Genomic DNA, 17,684 nt, shown 5'->3' on the forward strand with positions numbered 1-17,684 from the left:
TATGGTGAATAATTTATTCTCATTTCTCAGGGAGAATCACGATGCAATCTACTCAACTTGCGCCAGAGGCCCACAAGCGCGCGTTAATTGCAGGATCGATTGGTAACTTCATCGAATGGTATGAGTTCGCGGTGTACGGTTTTATGGCCACCGTCATTGCGAAAAACTTTTTTCAACTGGACGGTGAAACGGGGCTGACCAGTCTGATCCTCACCTACGCCTCCTTCGCCGTCGCCTTCTTCTTTCGCCCGCTCGGTGCCATCGTCTTTGGCCGGATAGGCGATCGGATCGGGCGTAAGCCCACGTTGATTATTGTGCTGGTGTTGATGACTCTGGCAACAGCCGCCATCGGACTGGTGCCGGTGTATGCCAGCATCGGCATTGCCGCTCCGCTTATCATCACCGGCCTGCGGATCCTGCAGGGGTTGTTCGCAGGTGGCGAGTACGGTGGCGCGGTGTCGCTGATGACCGAGTTCGCTCCGCGCGGCAAGCGTGGATTGTACGGTGCCTGGCAGTCCTTTACCGTGGCGCTGGGCCTGCTGGCCGGGGCAGGCATTGTGGCGCTGCTCTCAGTACTGCTGACGCCAGAGGCGCTGCATGACTGGGGTTGGCGTATTCCGTTCTTTATTGCCCTGCCGTTGGGAGCCGTTGCCCTGTGGCTGCGGGTGAACATGGAGGAGACGCCGAGCTTCGTGAAGCAACAGGCAAAACCGGTGGCGGTGAAAGCGCAGACCGCGGCAACGCTGAAAGCGATTGTGATGGGCATCGGTCGGGTAATGGTGTGGTCTGCCGCTGGCTATACCTATCTGGTTATCATGCCCGCCTACCTGCAATCGGCCCTGCACACCGGTTTTAATCAGGCACTGCTGATTGCGGTGATTTCCAATATTGGCTTCGCCCTGACCATTATCCCGTCGGGGATACTAAGCGATCGCATCGGGCGCCGGACGGTGATGGTGATCGCCGCCGCGCTGCTGCTGATCCTCGCCTTGCCGCTACTGAAAATATTGCAGGCGGAGTCCAGCACTCTGGCGGTGAAAGCGACAGTGGTACTGATTGCAGGGGGTCTGGTGGGGATGCTGGCAGGTCCGGGTCCGGCGATGCTGTCCGAAATGTTCCCAACGCGGGTACGTTATACCGGGCTGGGTCTGGCCTATTCCCTGTCGAACGCTATCTTCTCGGGCTGTGCGGGATTGATCATTACCGGGCTTATCAAAGAGACGGGCAATCTGGACATTCCGGCCTATTACGTGATGGCAACGGCGGGGGTGAGTATCGTGGCGCTGATGACGCTGAATAAAGACGACCATCTACGTTCACTGGAGGAGTAAGGAATACAGCCGGGTAAAGGCGACGCTTTACCCGGCACAGCGCATGATTAACCGCGCTGACGGACCGCTTCGAACAGGCAGATGCCGGTAGCTACGGAGACGTTCAGGGAGGATACGCTGCCTGCCATCGGAATGCTGATCAGCTCATCACAGTGCTCGCGGGTCAGGCGACGCATACCTTCGCCTTCTGCGCCCATCACCAGCGCCATGCGGCCGGTCATTTTGCTCTGGAACAGGGTATGGTCGGCTTCGCCAGCGGTGCCCACGATCCAGATGTTCTCTTCCTGCAGCTGACGCATGGTGCGCGCCAGGTTGGTCACACGGATCAGCGGAACGTTTTCTGCCGCGCCGCAGGCCACTTTCTTCGCCGTGGCGTTCAGCTGCGCAGAGCGATCTTTTGGTACGATCACCGCATGCACGCCCGCCGCATCGGCGCTACGCAAACAGGCACCGAGGTTGTGCGGATCGGTTACGCCGTCGAGGATCAGGAAGAACGGGTTTTCCAGCGTGGCAATCAGATCCGGAAGATCGTTCTCCTGATACTGACGACCCGGTTTCGCGCGGGCAATGATCCCCTGGTGTACCGCACCCTCGCTTTTCTCATCGAGGAACTGGCGGCTGGCCAGCTGGATCACCACGCCCTGGGCTTCGAGGGCGTGGATCAGCGGCAGCAGACGTTTGTCTTCACGCCCTTTCAGAATAAAGACTTCCTGAAAACGCTCCGGGGCGCGCTCCAGCAGGGCCTGCACCGCATGGATGCCGTAAATCATATCACTCATTAAACTTACTCGTTTTAGGCGGGGTGCGCCGGGTTAAATTGGGCCGTGAAACAGGTCACTTGCGCCTAGTATAACCGACACTGCGCCCAAATCGACCCTTGTCGGCGCTAGCCGTTCACCACCGCTTGCCCGGTACCTGCCGGGACCGGGTGCGCAGGCAAAATAGCGTTGAGTAAATAACGGGTATAGTCATGCTGCGGGTGCGTAAAAATGCGTTGTGTTTCACCCTGTTCCACCAGCCTGCCCCGGTGCATCACCCCTACCCGGTCCGCAATGTGGCGCACGACATTCAGGTCATGAGAGATAAACAGATAGGCCAACCCGTACTCGCGCTGCAGCCTCATCAGCAGATTGAGGATTTGCGACTGAATGGACACGTCTAACGCCGAGACTGGCTCATCGCAGATAATCAGCTTTGGCTTGAGGATCAGCGCCCGGGCAATACCAATGCGCTGGCGCTGGCCGCCGGAAAATTCATGCGGGTAGCGGGCGGCATCCTGCGGGCGCAGGCCCACATGCTCCAGCATGTCGGCCACCTGGGTTTTGCGGTTGCCAATACCGTGAATAATCAGCGGCTCCTCCAGGCTGTAGCCGACGGTGCGCTTTGGGTCGAGCGAAGAGAGCGGATCCTGGAACATCATCTGCATATTGCGGCGCACCCATTTCCACCCGCTGGGGTTTAAATCTGCCAGCGAGCGCCCTTCAAACTGAATATCGCCCCCGCTTGCCGGGGTGAGCCCCAGCACCAGCCGTCCGGTGGTGCTTTTGCCGCTGCCGGACTCACCTACCAGCGCCCAGGTTTCACCCGCGTTGAGGGTAAAGCTCACCCGATCCACCGCAGGCACGGATTGCCCGCGGCGCTGAAAGGTTTTCGACAGCTGATTCACGTTCAGTAAGGGGGTTGTCATGTGATGGCTCCTGTCTCGTCGGCTCGCCAGCAGCGAACCCGATGCGTCTCACGTTCAACGGTGCGCAGCTCGGGTGCCTGTCCCCGGCAGCGCGGCTGTGCCAGCGGGCAGCGATCGGCATAGGTACAACCCAGGGGCAGCGCGTGCAGAGACGGCACTTGCCCGCCAATTTCTGCCAGCGGCGTTTTGGGGGGGTGATCCACCGAGGGTCTAGCCGCCAGCAGCGCGCGGGTGTAAGGGTGGCGCGGGCGCTCAAACAGCGTATAGACGTCGGTTTCTTCCACCACCTGACCGGCGTACAGCACCACCACGCGCTGGCACAATCTGGCCACCACGCTCAGATCGTGGGTGATAATCACGATCCCCATTCCGGTTTCATGCTTAAGTTCGTCGAGCAGATCGAGGATTTGCGCCTGAATGGTCGCATCAAGGGCCGTCGTGGGTTCATCGGCAATCAGCAGCGACGGCGAGGTGGCGACAGCCATCGCAATCATCACCCGCTGGCGCATTCCACCGGAGAGCTCATGCGGCCAGGCACCGGCGCAGCGCTCCGGGTCGGGTATCCCCACCTGATCGAGCAGCGCGAGGATTTTCGCCTGCCGCTGCGGGCGCGTCAGGGACGTGTGCAGCCGCAGGCTTTCGCCAATCTGCTCGCCAATGGTCATTACCGGGTTCAGGCTGGCCAGCGGGTCCTGAAAAATCATCGCCATGTCGCGCCCGCTCATCTGCCGACGGGCGTTAGAAGAGAGGGTATGTAGCGCATTGCCCGCCAGAAATACCTCGCCCTCAACCCGGCTGGTGCGCGGCGAGAGCAGCCCCATCAGCGCCTGCGCCGTCACGCTTTTACCGCAGCCCGACTCGCCAATAATGCCCAGCGTTTCGTGGGCGTTAACCTGAAACGAGACGCCGCGCACCGGAGAGATAATGCCCTGGCGGGTGGCGAAATCGACCGCCAGCTCGTTGACCTGAAGCAGCGCCTCAGCCATGGCGTCCCCCTTGTTTTAACAGCCGTAAGATGTGGCGCTGGAGTGGTTTAAGCCCGGGATCGGCGCTGTCGCGCAGGTCATCGCCAATGATATTGAGTCCCAGGATCAGCAGCACGATGGCGATGCCGGGGAAGAAGGTCATCCACCAGGCGGTAAAGATCACCGCTTTCCCCTCCAGCAGTAAATTGCCGAGGCTGGGCATCGGGGCCGGCACGCCAGAGCCGAGGAAACTGAGCGCCGCTTCGGTGAGAATGGCCACTGAAAAGACCCAGCTGACCTGCACGATAAACGGCGAAATAACGTTGGGCAGCAGATGCAGCCAGATAATGCGTGAGGAGCTCGCCCCCTGCGCCCGCAGCGCTTCGATAAAGTTTTTCTCTTTGATGACCAGCGCCGCACCGCGGATCACCCGGGCAATCGACGGGACATATACCAGCGACAGGGCCAGCACCACGTTGGCAATATTTGGCCCCAGCACGCCCACAATGGCAATGGCCAGCAGCAGAGAGGGAAAGGCAAACAAACCGTCGCAGATGCGCATTAACACCCGGTCGACGGGGCGATACCAGGCGCACAGCAGGCCGACCACCATTCCCGTGACGCCCGCAATCACCGCGACGGCTGCCCCAACCGAGAACGACACCCTTACCGCCAGCGCCACCCGCACAAACAGATCCCGACCAAAATTATCCGTGCCGAACCAGTGCGCGGCAGAAGGCGCTTTCAGGCGACTTAACGGGTCGATGCTGTAAGGATCGTAAGGGCTTAACCCGCTGGCAAAAAACGACAGCAGGACGATTGCCGCCAGCACGGCGGGCCAGATCAGCAGAGAAGGATTGCGGATCGGGATCATTTTTCACCCCCGTCGACAGAAAGACGCGGGTCGGCGAGATAGCTCAGCAGATCCACCGCCAGATTGATCAGCACGTAGCAGACCGTGATCAGCAGTACCACGCCCTGGATCACCGTCACGTCGCGCCGCTCGATCGAATCGACAATCAGCGATCCCACGCCAGGAATACCGAACACGCTTTCGATAACGATGGTGCCCGTCACCAGCGAGGCAAAGGATTCGCCGCAGATCGTCAGGATCGGGATCAGGCTGTTTTTCAGCGTATGGCGTAGCAGTACCAGCCGCTCCGGCACCCCTTTGGCTCTGGCGGTGCTGATAAAGGGCTCCTGCATCACATCCAGCATCACCGCCCGCGTCATGCGGGCGATGAGCGCCGCAATGCGCAACCCCAACGCAATGGCCGGCAGGGTCAAATACCAGACGTTGAGCCAGAGGTTATCGTTGGTCGAGCGATACCCCACCACCGGAAACCAGCGCAGCTGCACCGCAAAAAAGAAGATCAGAAACAGGCCGAGCAGAAAGCCCGGCACCGACATGCCAACCGTCGCCAGCATGCGGATAGCGCGATCCATCAGGCTGCCGTGCTGCCATGCACTCAGCACCCCGCCGGCCAGGCCGAGCACCAGCGCGATAGCCTGGGCATACAACGCCAGCGCCAGCGTGGGGGTAAGGTGTTGCAGAAACAGGCTCATCACGCTGGCATCGAGAAACAGGGAATGGCCTAAATTGCCAGTAAGTATGTCCGCAAACCAGCTGACAAACTGCACCAGCATCGGCCTGTCCAGCCCCATCTGCTGGCGCATGGCCGCAACGTCCTGCGGGCTGGCATCGTTACCGAGAATAACCAGCGCCGGATCGCCCGGCGCCAGATGAATCAGACAAAACACCACTACCGACACCACCAGCAGCACCGGTAGCAGTGCCAGCAGGCGGTGAAACAGATATCTTTTCATCGCCTTCTCCCGTCAGGGTTGGGTTACGCTGACATTCCACAGAATCGGGCCAATCAGATCCTGGAAGCCCTTCACGTTGCTTTTGATCGCCACCGCATCCGGCGTGGTGCGCCCCAGCACGATCACCGGCAGATACTGCCAGCTGAGCACGTTGAGTTTATCCACCAGCGGTTTTGCCTCCTGCAGGGAAGGCGCTTGCTTGATCGCATCCAGCACGCTGTCGATCTCCGGGCTGTTACTCAGGCCGGGGAATTTAGCGCGGGAGTCAAGGAACGGATACTGGTGCAGAACCTGACGCATGGAGAACTCCAGCGCACAGAGATCGAAGTTTTTCGGATCCTGGCGGCGCTGCAGCACGGTCGGCCAGTCGTACACGTCCAGCCGGGATTTGACGCCGATCTGCTTCAGCACCTGCTGGGCAACAATCGCCAGGTTATACAGCTCGGCATACTCTTTGGTGGCGATGATCACCACCTCTTCGCCGTTGTAACCCGACGTTTTGACCAGCGCGCGCGCCTCATCCAGCTTGTGCTGGTTCCAGAAAGGCTTGCCCGCTTCGCTGTACCAGTCCACCTGATCCGGGAAGCCCAGCGACGGATCCTCTTTGAAGAAGCGCGGATCGCTGTAGCCAGCCAGCAGCGTCTGATGCACGTCGAGCGCCAGATTAAACGCCTGACGCAGCTTCACGTTGGCAAACGGCCCCTGGTTTTTGTTGAACAGATAGGTGATCAGGGATCCGCCGCCCTGCGGCTGGAACAGAGACAGATCCGGGGCGCTGCTCAGGGTGTCAATATTGTCCTTCGGCAGCTGGAAGACGAGGTCATACTCCCCGGTCATCGCCCCGGCAAGACGGGTCGATTCGTCGGTAATGTAACGGAACCAGATATCCTTCACGTCCGCTTTTTTCTGCCCGGAGAGTCCGCTCGCAGGCTCGGTGCGCGACTGATACTGATCATAACGGGTTAAGTGCAGGTAATCGCCAGGCTTAAATTCGGCCAGCTTATAAGGGCCGGTGCCAACGAGATCGGTCACCGGCTTCTTGCTGCTGTTGGCCGCATCAATAATACGTTTTGGCATGATGGCGGCGATGTTCTTCACATCGGCCAGCACGTTGAGGGTGATAAGCGACGGAGCCGCCAGGGTGAAGGTGACGGTTTTGTCATCCACTTTGCTGAACTGCACGCCCGGCAGGTTGGCTTTGCCCTGAGTGGAAACCGCCAGCCAGCGATTCATCGAGGCCACCACGTCATCGGCGGTTAGCGGTTGGCCATCGTGGAAATGGATCCCGTCACGCAGCACAAAGGTGTAGGTTTTGCGATCTTCGCTGAGGGTGTAGCTCTGCACCAGCTCCGGGACCGGCTCGAATTTAGCATTGATGGTGAACAGCGTTTCGAAGATATGCCGGTCCACGTCCGAGGTGGCATTGTTGGTGGTCAGATAGGGATCCAGCGTACCCGGACGGTTGCCGTAGGCAATGTTCAGGGTCGCATTACGATCCACGCTTTGCGCCTGTGCGCTTCCCAGGGGTAAAACCGCCGCCAGCAGCAGCGTGGCGGCAGAAAACAGCATTTTCATTATTGTATTGCTCCGGTCAACGTTAAGCGGCCTGGGTCGCAACGATGCGCCCGGCGAATTCATCTTTTGCTGCCTGCAGCAGCGCGGCATCCGTCAGCAGGCGCAATCCGGTGCGCGCCAGCACCTGCGCCCCGGTCACCAGCGCGTCGTACCCCTGCGTAGAGTTGGCCGCTTCGCGGAACGCCACGGTATGACCGATCAGATCGTCCGGACCAATCTTGATGTACGGGTGCGCGGTGGGTACGGCGTGGCTGATGTCACCGGCGTCGGTCGAACCCAGCCCCTCTTTCTCTTTCAGTTCCACCTGCTCGCCTGCGGCGGTGAACTCTTCCAGCAGGGCGCCATTGAGTGTGTGGTTGATATTGAAATCGCGCGGGCCGACCTGGTGTTCAATTTTCACGGTGGTGCCGGTGGCCAGCGCAACGCCTTCAGCAATCGCCCGAATGCGTGGCTCCAGCGCCAGCACCTCTTCCCGGGTGTGGGCGCGGATGTAGTAGTGGGCGGAGGCGTATTCCGGGATCACGTTTGGCGCTTGCCCGCCGTTGGTGATGATGCCGTGCACGCGAATCCCATCCGGCAGCTGCTGGCGTAGCACGCTGATACCGTTGTACAGCAGCACCAGCGCATCCAGCGCATTCACCCCTTTATGCGGCGAGCTCCCCGCGTGAGAGGGTTTGCCGTAAAAGTGGAAGTAGAGATGGTTATTCGCCAGCGACGGGCCGGAGAGGCGCGTTTTGCCCGCCGGGTGAACCATCAGCGCCACGTCGACATCCTTCAGGAAGCCGTGCTCCACAAAGCGAGCCTTCACGTTGCCGTTTGGTCCACCTTTGCCGCGCAGCCCACCCTCCTCCGCTGGCGTGCCCAGTACCACCACTTTGCCCCCGGTGCTGTCCAGCGTGTCGGCAAGCGCAATCGCCGCCGCAATGCTGGTCACGCCGATGATGTTATGCCCGCAGGCATGACCGATATCGATCAGCGCATCGTATTCCGCCAGATAGGCGATGGTCGGGCCGGGCTTGCCGCTCTCCTTGACCGCGTAGAAGGCCGTCTCGTGCCCGGCGACGTTGACGGTGACGCTAAAGCCATGTTTTTCCAGCAGCTGCGTCAGCAGCCCGCTGGCGTAATATTCGTTATTGCCTGTTTCAGGATGAGCATGAATATCTTTGGCTATCGCCACATACGCTTCCCGATGCTGCTGAATACTGGTTTCAAGACGGTCTTGTAATTCGCTGCTGCTCATTGCTTCCACCTCAGTCATGACAGTTGATTCATTCCCGGCATCGGGAATGGCGTTTACCCTAAGTGCCGTTTCGCCTCCTGGCGCACCCGGTGCAGAACGTGATGCTTGATCTCGCTGTAGCGCGGATGTTCGGCAAGGGTTTCGATATCGCGCTCGCGCCCAAACGGCAGCGCGATCTCTTCGACAATTTTTCCGGGTTTTGCTGACATGATCAGGATGCGATCGGCGAGAAACAGCGCCTCTTCCACATCGTGCGTGACGAACAGCAGCGTGGTACCGGTGGACAGCCAGGCTTCACGCAGCAGCTCCTGCATCATCAAGCGGGTTTGCGCATCCAGCGCGCCGAAGGGTTCATCTAACAGCAGCACTTCCGGCTCCGGTAGCCAGGCGCGGGCCAGCGCCACGCGCTGCTTCATGCCGCCGGACAGTTGCCAGGGGGCATGATGCTCAAATCCTTTCAACCCCACGCGTGCCAGCCAGTCATGCGCCAGCGCGTTGGTTTCGTCTTTACGGTGTTTGCCAAGGCGCGGGCCAAAGGTGACGTTGTCCAGCACCGACAGCCATGGGAACAGATTCGGCTGCTGGAAGATCATCCCGCGGTCCGGCCCCGGTTCCCGCACCGGTTTTCCACCCGCCACTACCCGCCCGCGATCCGGCTTATTGAAGCCGGCCACCAGGTTCAGAATGGTGGATTTACCGCAGCCGGACGGCCCAAGCAGCACCACAAACTCCCCCTTGCTCAGGGAGAGGTTGATATCTTCCAGCACCGTGAAGGGCTGCGGTTTCGCCGCAAACGCGAGCGAGACATTTTCCAGCGTGATAGCACTCATTATTCTTTCCCCGCCCAGGGTACAACCAGCCGCTGCAAGCCCAGCAGCAGCAGATCCAGCAGATAGCCAATACCGCCCAGCAGCAAAATGCCGAGCATCACGATATCGGTACGCAGATAGGAACTGGCGTTAATCACCATCCAGCCGAGGCCAGAGCTGGCCGCAACCATCTCTGCCGCAATCAGCGACGTCCAGCCGATGCCAATCGACAGCCTGACGGTGGTGAACAGATCCGGCAGTGCATCCGGCAGCACCACGCGCAGAAAAATTTGCTGACGCGATGCACCCAGCGTTTGCGCCACGCGGATCCGCGCCCGGCCAATGCGATCCACCGCGGCAGAGGCACCGACCACCACGCTCAGAAACGTGGCGATAAAGATCAGGAAGAATTTGGAGGCCTCACCAATCCCCAGCCAGACGACGGCCAGCGGGATCAGCGCAATCTTGGGCAACGGACGCAGGAACTGCACAAAGGGGTTGAGCACCGCCGCCAGACCATCCGACAGCCCCATCAGCAGGCCCAGCGGAATACCGATAATAATCGCCACGGCAAACGCGCCGAGGGCACGCGCCAGGCTGACGGCAATGTGTTCCCAGAGCGGCACCTGGCGATAGCCATCGGCCAGCAGCTCTTCGGTGGTGAGGCCGATATCGGTCAGCGACGGCAGCAGCAGCGGATCCACCCACTGCCGCATGGCCGCCACCTGCCAGACAATAAAGAACACCGCCACCGACAGGATGCTGATGGCGATATGCTGACTCAATCTCATTGCGCGGTTACCGCCGCTTCGCGGATGTAGCGCGACTCGATTGCCGTATCCCAGTTGGCCGGAATATCACGTTTGCGGATCTCACCGATACCCGCCAGGAAGTTAGAGGTTTTAGTCAGCGCTTTGCCGATACCGCTGTCGGTCGTGTGCGTGCCGTTACCCAGCCACTCTGCGGTGCCCTGCTGGGCAAGTGTGGGGTATTCCAGCCCACCCAGGGTATTGGCGGCGGTGGTCACCGGGGCACCCACCTCTTTGGCGACAATGCCGGCGGCGCGTTCCGGGTCTTTCTTGAACTCATCCACTTTTTGCTGGTGAACGCGCAGGAAAGCGCTCACCGCCTGCGGATACTGTTCGGCAAAGGCTTTACGCACGACGTAGTTGTTGTAGATCAGGTAGCCCTCTTTTTGCAGATCTTTGGTGGCAAATACCTGATGCCCGCCAGAGGACTCCAGCTCCTGGGCAAACGGCGCCCAGACGTAACCCGCATCAATGTCGCCCCGCTTCCAGGCCGCAACCATCTCGGCCGGGCGCAGCGGCAGCAGGGTAATCTTGCTGCGATCAAGTTTATTGACGCTGATCGCGGCTTCGAGGGCGTACTGCGCGGTTGAGTTTGGCGGGTACGCCACGCGTTTGCCTTCGATATCCTTGATGCTGGAAATACCCTCTTTGCCGATCAGTCGCTCATAGCTGGCAATGACGCCGGACACCCCAATAATCTCTACCGGCAATTTTCTGACAATACCTGCCGTCGCCGGACTGGATCCAAAGTTGGCAATATCAATCGCGTTGCTGGCGAAATAATTTAATGCATCGGCCCCGGAGGCAAATTGCACCCACTTCACTTTGCTGTTTAAGGCTTTATCCAGAGAGCCATCGGCTTTTGCCAGCATTAATACCTGAGAACCACCGCTAAATGCCACGCGCACTTCAGCAGGATTTGCTGCATAGCTGAAATTTGCCCATAAGCCACCCACTGCCAGTAATAAGCAGAAACTCTTCTTCATTTTATTTATCCCATTAAATATAAGGTTTAATTGTAGTAATTAGATGCCTTGCCATAATTGCGAACATCGTTGCGCCAGCGCCTGGGCTGGATCGAACGTTAATGGCAGAAACGGCGCGTTAACCGCCGCGAGTGCTATGGGCACCTCGGTACAGGCCAGAATCAACGTCTGCGCCCCCCGATCAAACAGCGCCTGCGCCTGCCTGACCAGCAGCGCGCCCCCTTCATCCAGCGCCCCGCGCTTGACCGCATAGCAGCCCGGCACAAACCACTCCGCCAGCTCCTGCGCCGTCGGTTCAATGACCTCGATGCCCTGAGCAATCAGTTTTTGCTGATACCAGCCGGCTGCAAGCGTGCCGTGAGTGGCGATGATGCCGACTCGCTGCGGCTTGTCCGCCGCCTGATTCAGGGCGGCAAGGGTGGCATCCACAATGTGCAAAATAGGGGCATCACTCGCCTCGCTGAGCGCGTCATACCAGTGATGCGCGGTGTTGCACGGAATAGCGATATGGCTCGCCCCTGCCTGGTTAAGCCGGGTAATACCGTGAATTAACTGCGGGAGCGGTGAAGGCCCAGTGCCTGCCAGCGCCTGCTGCCGGTCCGCAATTTGCGGCACGTTCCAGACCACCGAAGGCAGCTGCTGCTGATCGCGCTGGGCAGGTGTGGCGTCAAAAAGCCTGCGCTGAAAATCCAGCGTGGCCAGCGGCCCCATCCCGCCCAGCACCCCAAGCAAAAACGATTCAGACATGTTCCAGCACCTGACGGTAGCCAAACAGCCCGGCCGCCCCGCCGGTGTGGATAAAGACCACGTTCTCATCCTGACGGAAATGACCTTTACGGATCAGATCGATAAGCCCCGCCATTCCTTTTGCCGAATAGACCGGGTCAAGCAGGATGCCTTCATGGCGGGCCAGCAGCGACAGCGCTTCCAGCGTGCCCTCGGTCGGTAATCCGTAACCATCGCCCACGTAATCGCTGTTCGCCACCACCGCATAGCGGGACAACTCACCCGGCACGCCGAGTAAATCGAGCGTGCGGGACGCCAGATTCCAGACGTTCTCTTCCTGCTTCGCCTTGGGTGCCCGCACGCTAATACCCAGCACCGGCACGTGGCTGTTGGTCGCGGTGAAACCCGCCACTAACCCCGCCTGCGTTCCGGTACTGCCCGTGGCGTGAACCACGTGGTCAATGCGCAGGCGACGTTCAGAGGATTGATACAGCAGCTCTTCGGCGCAGGCCACGTAGCCCAGCGCGCCAATCGGGTTGGAACCGCCGCCGGGTATCACATACGGGTTATGGCCCTGCTCACGCAGGGTTGCCGCATAATCCTCCATGGCCTGCTGCATATCGGTTCCGGCGGGAAGATGGGCAACGATTTCCCCACCCAGGACTTTATCGAGCAGGACATTGCCCGAATGCTGGTAGTCTTCGCCAAAGTCGGTAACGCGCTGTTCGAGCAGTGCTTTGGCCTGCAGCCCCAGACGAGCGGCCCCGGCGATGGTCTGACGCACGTGGTTTGACTGCGTTGCGCCCTGGGTAATAATCACATCCGCGTTTTTCGCCTGCGCGTCCGCCAGCAGGAATTCAAGTTTACGGGTTTTATTTCCCCCCGTTGCCAGGCCGGTAGCATCATCTCGTTTAATCCATATTTTCGGCCCCCCTAATAAGCGGGATATATTTTCCAGCGGTTCGAGTGGCGTCGGGAAATGACCGAGAGAAACGCGAGGGAAACGAGCCAGATGCATATACGCTCCTTGCAAAGCAGGAAATGAATTTATCTAAAAAGTAAAATTCACTATACACATCGTGATGAGATGGCTAATCAAAATTAATAAATAACGTTTTCTGTAAAATAACTAAGCAGGAAATATCAGGCAGGCGGGGAATTATCTATTCTGTTCTGGAATGACTTACGGCTAAAAAGAATAACCCCTTCCGGTGGGAAGGGGTCAGAGGGGAAACATTATTCCGCGGTTTTCTTCTTCGCGGCCCGTTTCGCTTTGGTTGCGGCGGCAATTTTTTGAGTCTTCGCCGACGGCTTCTTCGTGCCTGGCTCCTTCTTCGCGCCAGATTCTTTCTTCGCTTTAGGCGGTTTCGGTGATTTTGGCTTGCCGTTGTCACCGCGGAAGGCGCTATCCGGCTCGAAGTTCACCTTCTTACCCGTCTGACGACGTTTGCCAGATTTGCCTGCCGGCCCTTTCTTCGCATTGTCGCGCGCGGTTTTACCCACGTTGCGCGGCGCACGTTCACTGGAGATCAGGCTGAAGTCAATTTTGCGCTCATCCATGTTCACCGCTTCGACCTTCACTTCAACGCGGTCGCCCAGACGATAAGTCTGGCCGCTGGATTCGCCGGTCAGACGTTGCCCAACCTGATCGTAGCGGTAGTAGTCGTTATCCAGCGAGGAGACATGAACCAGACCATCGATAAACAGTTCATCAAGGCGAACAAAGAAGCCAAAGCCGGTAACGCTGGCGATAACGCCTTTAAACACGTTGCCGACCTGATCCAGCATGAAGTCACACTTCAGCCAGTCGGCGACATCACGCGTCGCTTCGTCCGCGCGGCGTTCGGCCATCGAACAGTGCTGACCCAGCTGCAGCATCTCTTCCATTGAATAGTGGTAGCCACCGGTTTCGGTGGTATTGCCCTTCAGCCCCTGCTCTTGCGCCAGCAGATACTTGATCGCACGGTGCAGGGAGAGGTCCGGGTAACGACGGATCGGCGAGGTAAAGTGGGCATACGACTGCAACGCCAGACCAAAGTGACCGCGGTTCTCGGGATCGTAAATCGCCTGCTTCATGGAGCGCAGCAGCATGGTCTGCAGCATTTCTGCATCAGGACGATCGCTGATAGATTCCAGCAGTTCAGCGTAGTCACGCGGTTCCGGCTTGTTGCCACCCGGCAGTTCCAGACCCAGCTCGGCCAGGACGGTGCGGAAGGCGGTGATGGCTTCGGTGGTCGGCTTATCGTGAATACGGAACAGCGCAGGCTCTTTCGCTTTCTCGACAAAGCGAGCGGCGGAGATGTTCGCCAGGATCATGCACTCTTCAATCAGCTTATGCGCATCGTTACGCTGCGTCTGCTCGATACGCTCAATGCGGCGTTCAGCGTTGAAGATGAACTTGGCTTCTTCACTCTCAAATGAGATTCCGCCGCGCTCTTCACGCGCCTGATCCAGCACCTTGTAGAGGCTATGCAGCTCTTCGACGTGCTTCACCAGCGGCGCATACTGTTCACGCAGCTCCTGGTCACCCTGCAGCATATGCCACACTTTGGTGTAGGTCAGGCGAGCATGTGAACTCATCACCGCTTCATAGAATTTGTAGCCGGTTAAACGCCCTTTGGTGGAGATGGTCATTTCACAAACCATACACAGGCGATCAACCTGCGGGTTCAGCGAGCACAGGCCGTTGGAGAGCACTTCCGGCAGCATAGGTACTACCTGCGACGGGAAGTACACCGAGGTGCCGCGGTTACGCGCTTCACCGTCCAGCGGGGTGTGGGTGCGCACGTAATAGCTCACGTCCGCAATGGCGACCCACAGACGCCAGCCGCCACCGCGTTTTTTCTCGCAGTACACCGCGTCATCAAAGTCGCGGGCGTCTTCGCCATCAATGGTCACCAGCGGCAGATCGCGCAGATCGACACGGCCCACTTTTGCCGATTCCGGCACTTGTTCTTTCAGCCCGGCGACCTGCTCTTCAACTTCTTTTGGCCAGACGTACGGGATTTCATGGGTGCGCAGCGCCATATCAACGGCCATACTGGTGCCCATGTTATCGCCCAGCACTTCGACGATTTTGCCGACCGCTTTAGTGCGGCGGGTCGGACGCTGGCTCAGCTCAACGACGACGACAAAGCCCATCCGCGCGCCCATCACCTCTTCCGGTGGAATCAGAATGTCAAAGCTCAGGCGGCTATCGTCCGGCACCACAAAACCAACGCCAGCATCGGTGAAATAGCGGCCCACAATCTGGCTGGTTTTTGGCACCAGCACGCGTACGACGCGCGCTTCACGGCGGCCTTTACGATCGGCACCCAGCGGCTGGGCCAGGATCTGGTCACCGTGGATGCACATCTTCATCTGTTCAGACGAGAGATACAGGTCGTCTTTGCGGCCTTCGACGCGCAGGAAGCCGAAGCCATCACGGTGACCGATTACCATGCCTTTCAGCAGATCGAGACGTTCGGGCAGGGCATAGCACTGACGGCGGGTAAAGACTAACTGTCCGTCGCGCTCCATGGCGCGCAGGCGACGACGAAGGCCTTCAATTTGCTCTTCGCCTTCAATGTTCAGTTCTACGGCGAGTTCTTCTCGATTGGCGGGTTTTTCACGTTTTGATAAGTGATCGAGGATGAACTCACGGCTTGGGATAGGGTTTGCGTATTTTTCGGCTTCGCGTTCCTGGAAAGGATCTTGTGACATAGCGGTTCCTCCGTTGTCAGCTCCAGTGGAAATTTGCTTCATTCCACCAGCAATAATTTATATAGCGGTTGATTCTCTTCAACCAAATCGGCCAGCGTGTAGTTATCCAGTTCCTTGAGAAAACCGAGCACGGCCTTAGACAGTGCCTGCTTCAGGCGACAGGCGGGGGTGATGTGGCAGAAGTCGCTGCTGCAGTTCACCAGCGTCAACGGTTCCAGATCGCGTACCACATCCCCAACGCGAATACTCTGCGCCGGTTTACCGAGGCGAATGCCGCCGTTTTTCCCGCGGATGGCTGTAACGTAACCGGCACGGCTAAGTTGGTTGATAATTTTGACCATATGATTACGGGAGACACCGTACACCTCTGTCACCTCAGAGATACTGGTCATTCGTCCATCGGGTAACGACGCCATATAAATCAGCGCTCGCAATCCGTAATCGGTGAAACTTGTTAACTGCACATCAACCTCAGGAAAAGGGTAAAACGCGGCATATCCGCGGAGATATTCACTACTGATGATAAACCAGCCAGATAGTTAACGGTGAATTTATTTGAACTGAAAGGGATAAAAGCGGGAAAGAGAGGGCGATCGTCGGATGGCACTACGTTTATCCGGCCTACGGGTTCCCCCGCAGGCCAGCATTAACAAGGATTATGCGTCGAACGGATCGCGCAGAATCATTGTTTCAGTACGGTCTGGGCCGGTAGAGATAATATCAATCGGCACACCGGTCAGTTCTTCAATACGCTTGATGTAGTCCAGCGCTGCCTGTGGCAGACCGCTGTGCTCTTTCACGCCGAAAGTGGTTTCAGACCAGCCAGGCATGGTTTCGTAGATTGGCTCAATACCCTGCCAGTCATCAGCCGCCAGCGGCGTGGTGGTGACTTCGCGGCCATCAGGCATACGGTAAGCCACGCAGATTTTCACCTCTTTCAGGCCATCCAGCACGTCCAGCTTGGTCAGGCAGAAGCCAGACAGGGAGTTGATCTGCACCGCACGGCGCACAGCTACTGCATCCAGCCAGCCGGTACGACGACGACGACCGGTGGTCGCGCCAAACTCGTTACCTTGCTTGCACAGGAACTCGCCGGTTTCATCAAACAGCTCAGTCGGGAACGGACCTGCACCCACGCGAGTGGAGTAAGCTTTGATGATGCCCAGAACGTAATCCACATAACGCGGACCCAGGCCGGAGCCGGTTGCCACGCCACCAGCGGTGGTGTTTGAGGAGGTTACGTACGGATAGGTACCGTGGTCGATATCCAGCAGCGTACCCTGCGCACCTTCAAACATGACGAAATCGCCACGCTTGCGCGCCTGGTCCAGCAGGTCGGATACATCCACCACCATACCGGTCAGAATGTCGGCAATCGCCATCACATCGTCCAGCACTTTCTGGTAGTCAACCGCGTCAGTTTTGTAGTAGTTGACCAGCTGGAAGTTGTGATATTCCATCACGTCTTTCAGTTTTTCAGCAAAGGTGGCTTTGTCGAACAGGTCGCCAACGCGCAGACCGCGACGGGCAACTTTATCTTCGTAGGCCGGGCCGATACCACGACCGGTAGTACCAATCGCTTTCGCGCCGCGCGCTTTTTCACGCGCCAGATCCAGGGCGACGTGGTAGTCGAGGATCAGCGGGCAGGCTTCAGAGAGCAGCAGACGTTCACGAACCGGGATCCCACGGTCTTCCAGGCCTTTCATCTCTTTCATCAGCGCAGCAGGAGACAGCACAACACCGTTACCGATGATGCTGGTCACATTGTCACGAAGAATACCTGATGGAATAAGATGGAGGACGGTTTTTTCACCGTTGATTACGAGAGTGTGGCCTGCGTTGTGACCACCCTGATAGCGTACAACAAATTTAGCACGTTCAGTCAGAAGATCGACGATCTTCCCTTTACCTTCGTCACCCCATTGGGTGCCCAGTACGACGACGTTGTTACCCATTTTCAAAATCACCGATTGCTTAAAAATGGATTCTACCATCGGTTTTGATGATGTTCAGCTTTTTTTGTATAC

16 protein-coding genes are annotated in these 17,684 nt (G+C 58.4%); 1 reads left to right on the forward strand and 15 read right to left on the reverse strand.

Features of this window, described 5'->3' with window-relative positions:
- Positions 1-41 precede the first annotated feature (41 nt).
- Positions 42-1,331, forward strand: coding sequence for an MFS transporter (locus ACRDD5_RS17690; protein ID WP_271283290.1), 1,290 nt, complete (start codon positions 42-44; stop codon positions 1,329-1,331).
- 47 nt (positions 1,332-1,378) lie between these two features.
- Here ACRDD5_RS17690 and rlmB read toward each other — a convergent pair whose 3' ends face one another.
- The 15 genes from rlmB to purA form a co-directional block, all read right to left on the reverse strand.
- Complete coding sequence (gene rlmB, locus ACRDD5_RS17695; RefSeq protein WP_271283291.1) at positions 1,379-2,110, reverse strand: 23S rRNA (guanosine(2251)-2'-O)-methyltransferase RlmB; 732 nt, start codon at positions 2,108-2,110, stop codon at positions 1,379-1,381.
- Between the two features lie 107 nt (positions 2,111-2,217).
- Positions 2,218-3,018 carry an ABC transporter ATP-binding protein gene (locus ACRDD5_RS17700; protein WP_438677528.1) on the reverse strand — a complete coding sequence of 267 codons (801 nt, stop codon included), beginning with the start codon at positions 3,016-3,018 and terminating at the stop codon, positions 2,218-2,220.
- The gene (locus ACRDD5_RS17705) at positions 3,015-4,004 is read right to left on the reverse strand and encodes an ABC transporter ATP-binding protein (RefSeq protein ID WP_438677529.1); all 990 of its coding nucleotides are present in this window, start codon (positions 4,002-4,004) and stop codon (positions 3,015-3,017) included. Before ACRDD5_RS17705 ends, ACRDD5_RS17700 begins: the two co-directional genes overlap by 4 nt.
- A complete protein-coding gene (locus ACRDD5_RS17710) occupies positions 3,997-4,857 on the reverse strand; it encodes an ABC transporter permease (protein WP_438677530.1) in 861 nt (286 codons plus the stop codon). The genes ACRDD5_RS17705 and ACRDD5_RS17710 overlap by 8 nt, the downstream gene beginning before the upstream one ends.
- Positions 4,854-5,810, reverse strand: coding sequence for an ABC transporter permease (locus tag ACRDD5_RS17715; protein WP_271283295.1), 957 nt, complete (start codon positions 5,808-5,810; stop codon positions 4,854-4,856). Before ACRDD5_RS17715 ends, ACRDD5_RS17710 begins: the two co-directional genes overlap by 4 nt.
- Before the next feature lie 12 nt (positions 5,811-5,822).
- Positions 5,823-7,385 (reverse strand): ABC transporter substrate-binding protein, encoded by a 1,563-nt coding sequence (locus tag ACRDD5_RS17720; RefSeq protein WP_438677531.1) that lies wholly within the window; start codon positions 7,383-7,385, stop codon positions 5,823-5,825.
- Between the two features lie 22 nt (positions 7,386-7,407).
- On the reverse strand, positions 7,408-8,625 hold the full coding sequence (locus ACRDD5_RS17725; protein ID WP_438677532.1) for a M20 family metallopeptidase: 1,218 nt from the start codon (positions 8,623-8,625) through the stop codon (positions 7,408-7,410).
- A gap of 53 nt (positions 8,626-8,678) precedes the next feature.
- On the reverse strand, positions 8,679-9,455 hold the full coding sequence (locus tag ACRDD5_RS17730; protein WP_271283298.1) for an ABC transporter ATP-binding protein: 777 nt from the start codon (positions 9,453-9,455) through the stop codon (positions 8,679-8,681).
- Positions 9,455-10,225 (reverse strand): ABC transporter permease, encoded by a 771-nt coding sequence (locus tag ACRDD5_RS17735; protein ID WP_438677533.1) that lies wholly within the window; start codon positions 10,223-10,225, stop codon positions 9,455-9,457. The genes ACRDD5_RS17730 and ACRDD5_RS17735 overlap by 1 nt, the downstream gene beginning before the upstream one ends.
- Positions 10,222-11,229, reverse strand: coding sequence for a taurine ABC transporter substrate-binding protein (locus ACRDD5_RS17740; RefSeq protein WP_271283300.1), 1,008 nt, complete (start codon positions 11,227-11,229; stop codon positions 10,222-10,224). Before ACRDD5_RS17740 ends, ACRDD5_RS17735 begins: the two co-directional genes overlap by 4 nt.
- Before the next feature lie 39 nt (positions 11,230-11,268).
- Positions 11,269-11,976, reverse strand: a complete 708-nt coding sequence (locus ACRDD5_RS17745; protein WP_438677534.1) for an aspartate/glutamate racemase family protein — start codon at positions 11,974-11,976, stop codon at positions 11,269-11,271.
- Positions 11,969-12,973 carry a D-cysteine desulfhydrase gene (locus ACRDD5_RS17750; RefSeq protein ID WP_438677535.1) on the reverse strand — a complete coding sequence of 335 codons (1,005 nt, stop codon included), beginning with the start codon at positions 12,971-12,973 and terminating at the stop codon, positions 11,969-11,971. Before ACRDD5_RS17750 ends, ACRDD5_RS17745 begins: the two co-directional genes overlap by 8 nt.
- Before the next feature lie 218 nt (positions 12,974-13,191).
- Positions 13,192-15,657: a ribonuclease R gene (gene rnr / locus ACRDD5_RS17755; RefSeq protein WP_271283303.1), complete on the reverse strand. Its 2,466-nt coding sequence runs from the start codon at positions 15,655-15,657 to the stop codon at positions 13,192-13,194.
- A gap of 38 nt (positions 15,658-15,695) precedes the next feature.
- Positions 15,696-16,121 carry a nitric oxide-sensing transcriptional repressor NsrR gene (gene nsrR / locus ACRDD5_RS17760; RefSeq protein ID WP_271267897.1) on the reverse strand — a complete coding sequence of 142 codons (426 nt, stop codon included), beginning with the start codon at positions 16,119-16,121 and terminating at the stop codon, positions 15,696-15,698.
- A 192-nt stretch (positions 16,122-16,313) separates the two neighbouring features.
- A complete protein-coding gene (gene purA, locus ACRDD5_RS17765) occupies positions 16,314-17,612 on the reverse strand; it encodes an adenylosuccinate synthase (RefSeq protein ID WP_271283304.1) in 1,299 nt (432 codons plus the stop codon).
- Between the last annotated feature and the right edge of the window lie 72 nt (positions 17,613-17,684).

Source organism: Silvania sp., assembly GCF_051656365.1.
Lineage (GTDB): Bacteria > Pseudomonadota > Gammaproteobacteria > Enterobacterales > Enterobacteriaceae > Enterobacter > Enterobacter hatchlandensis.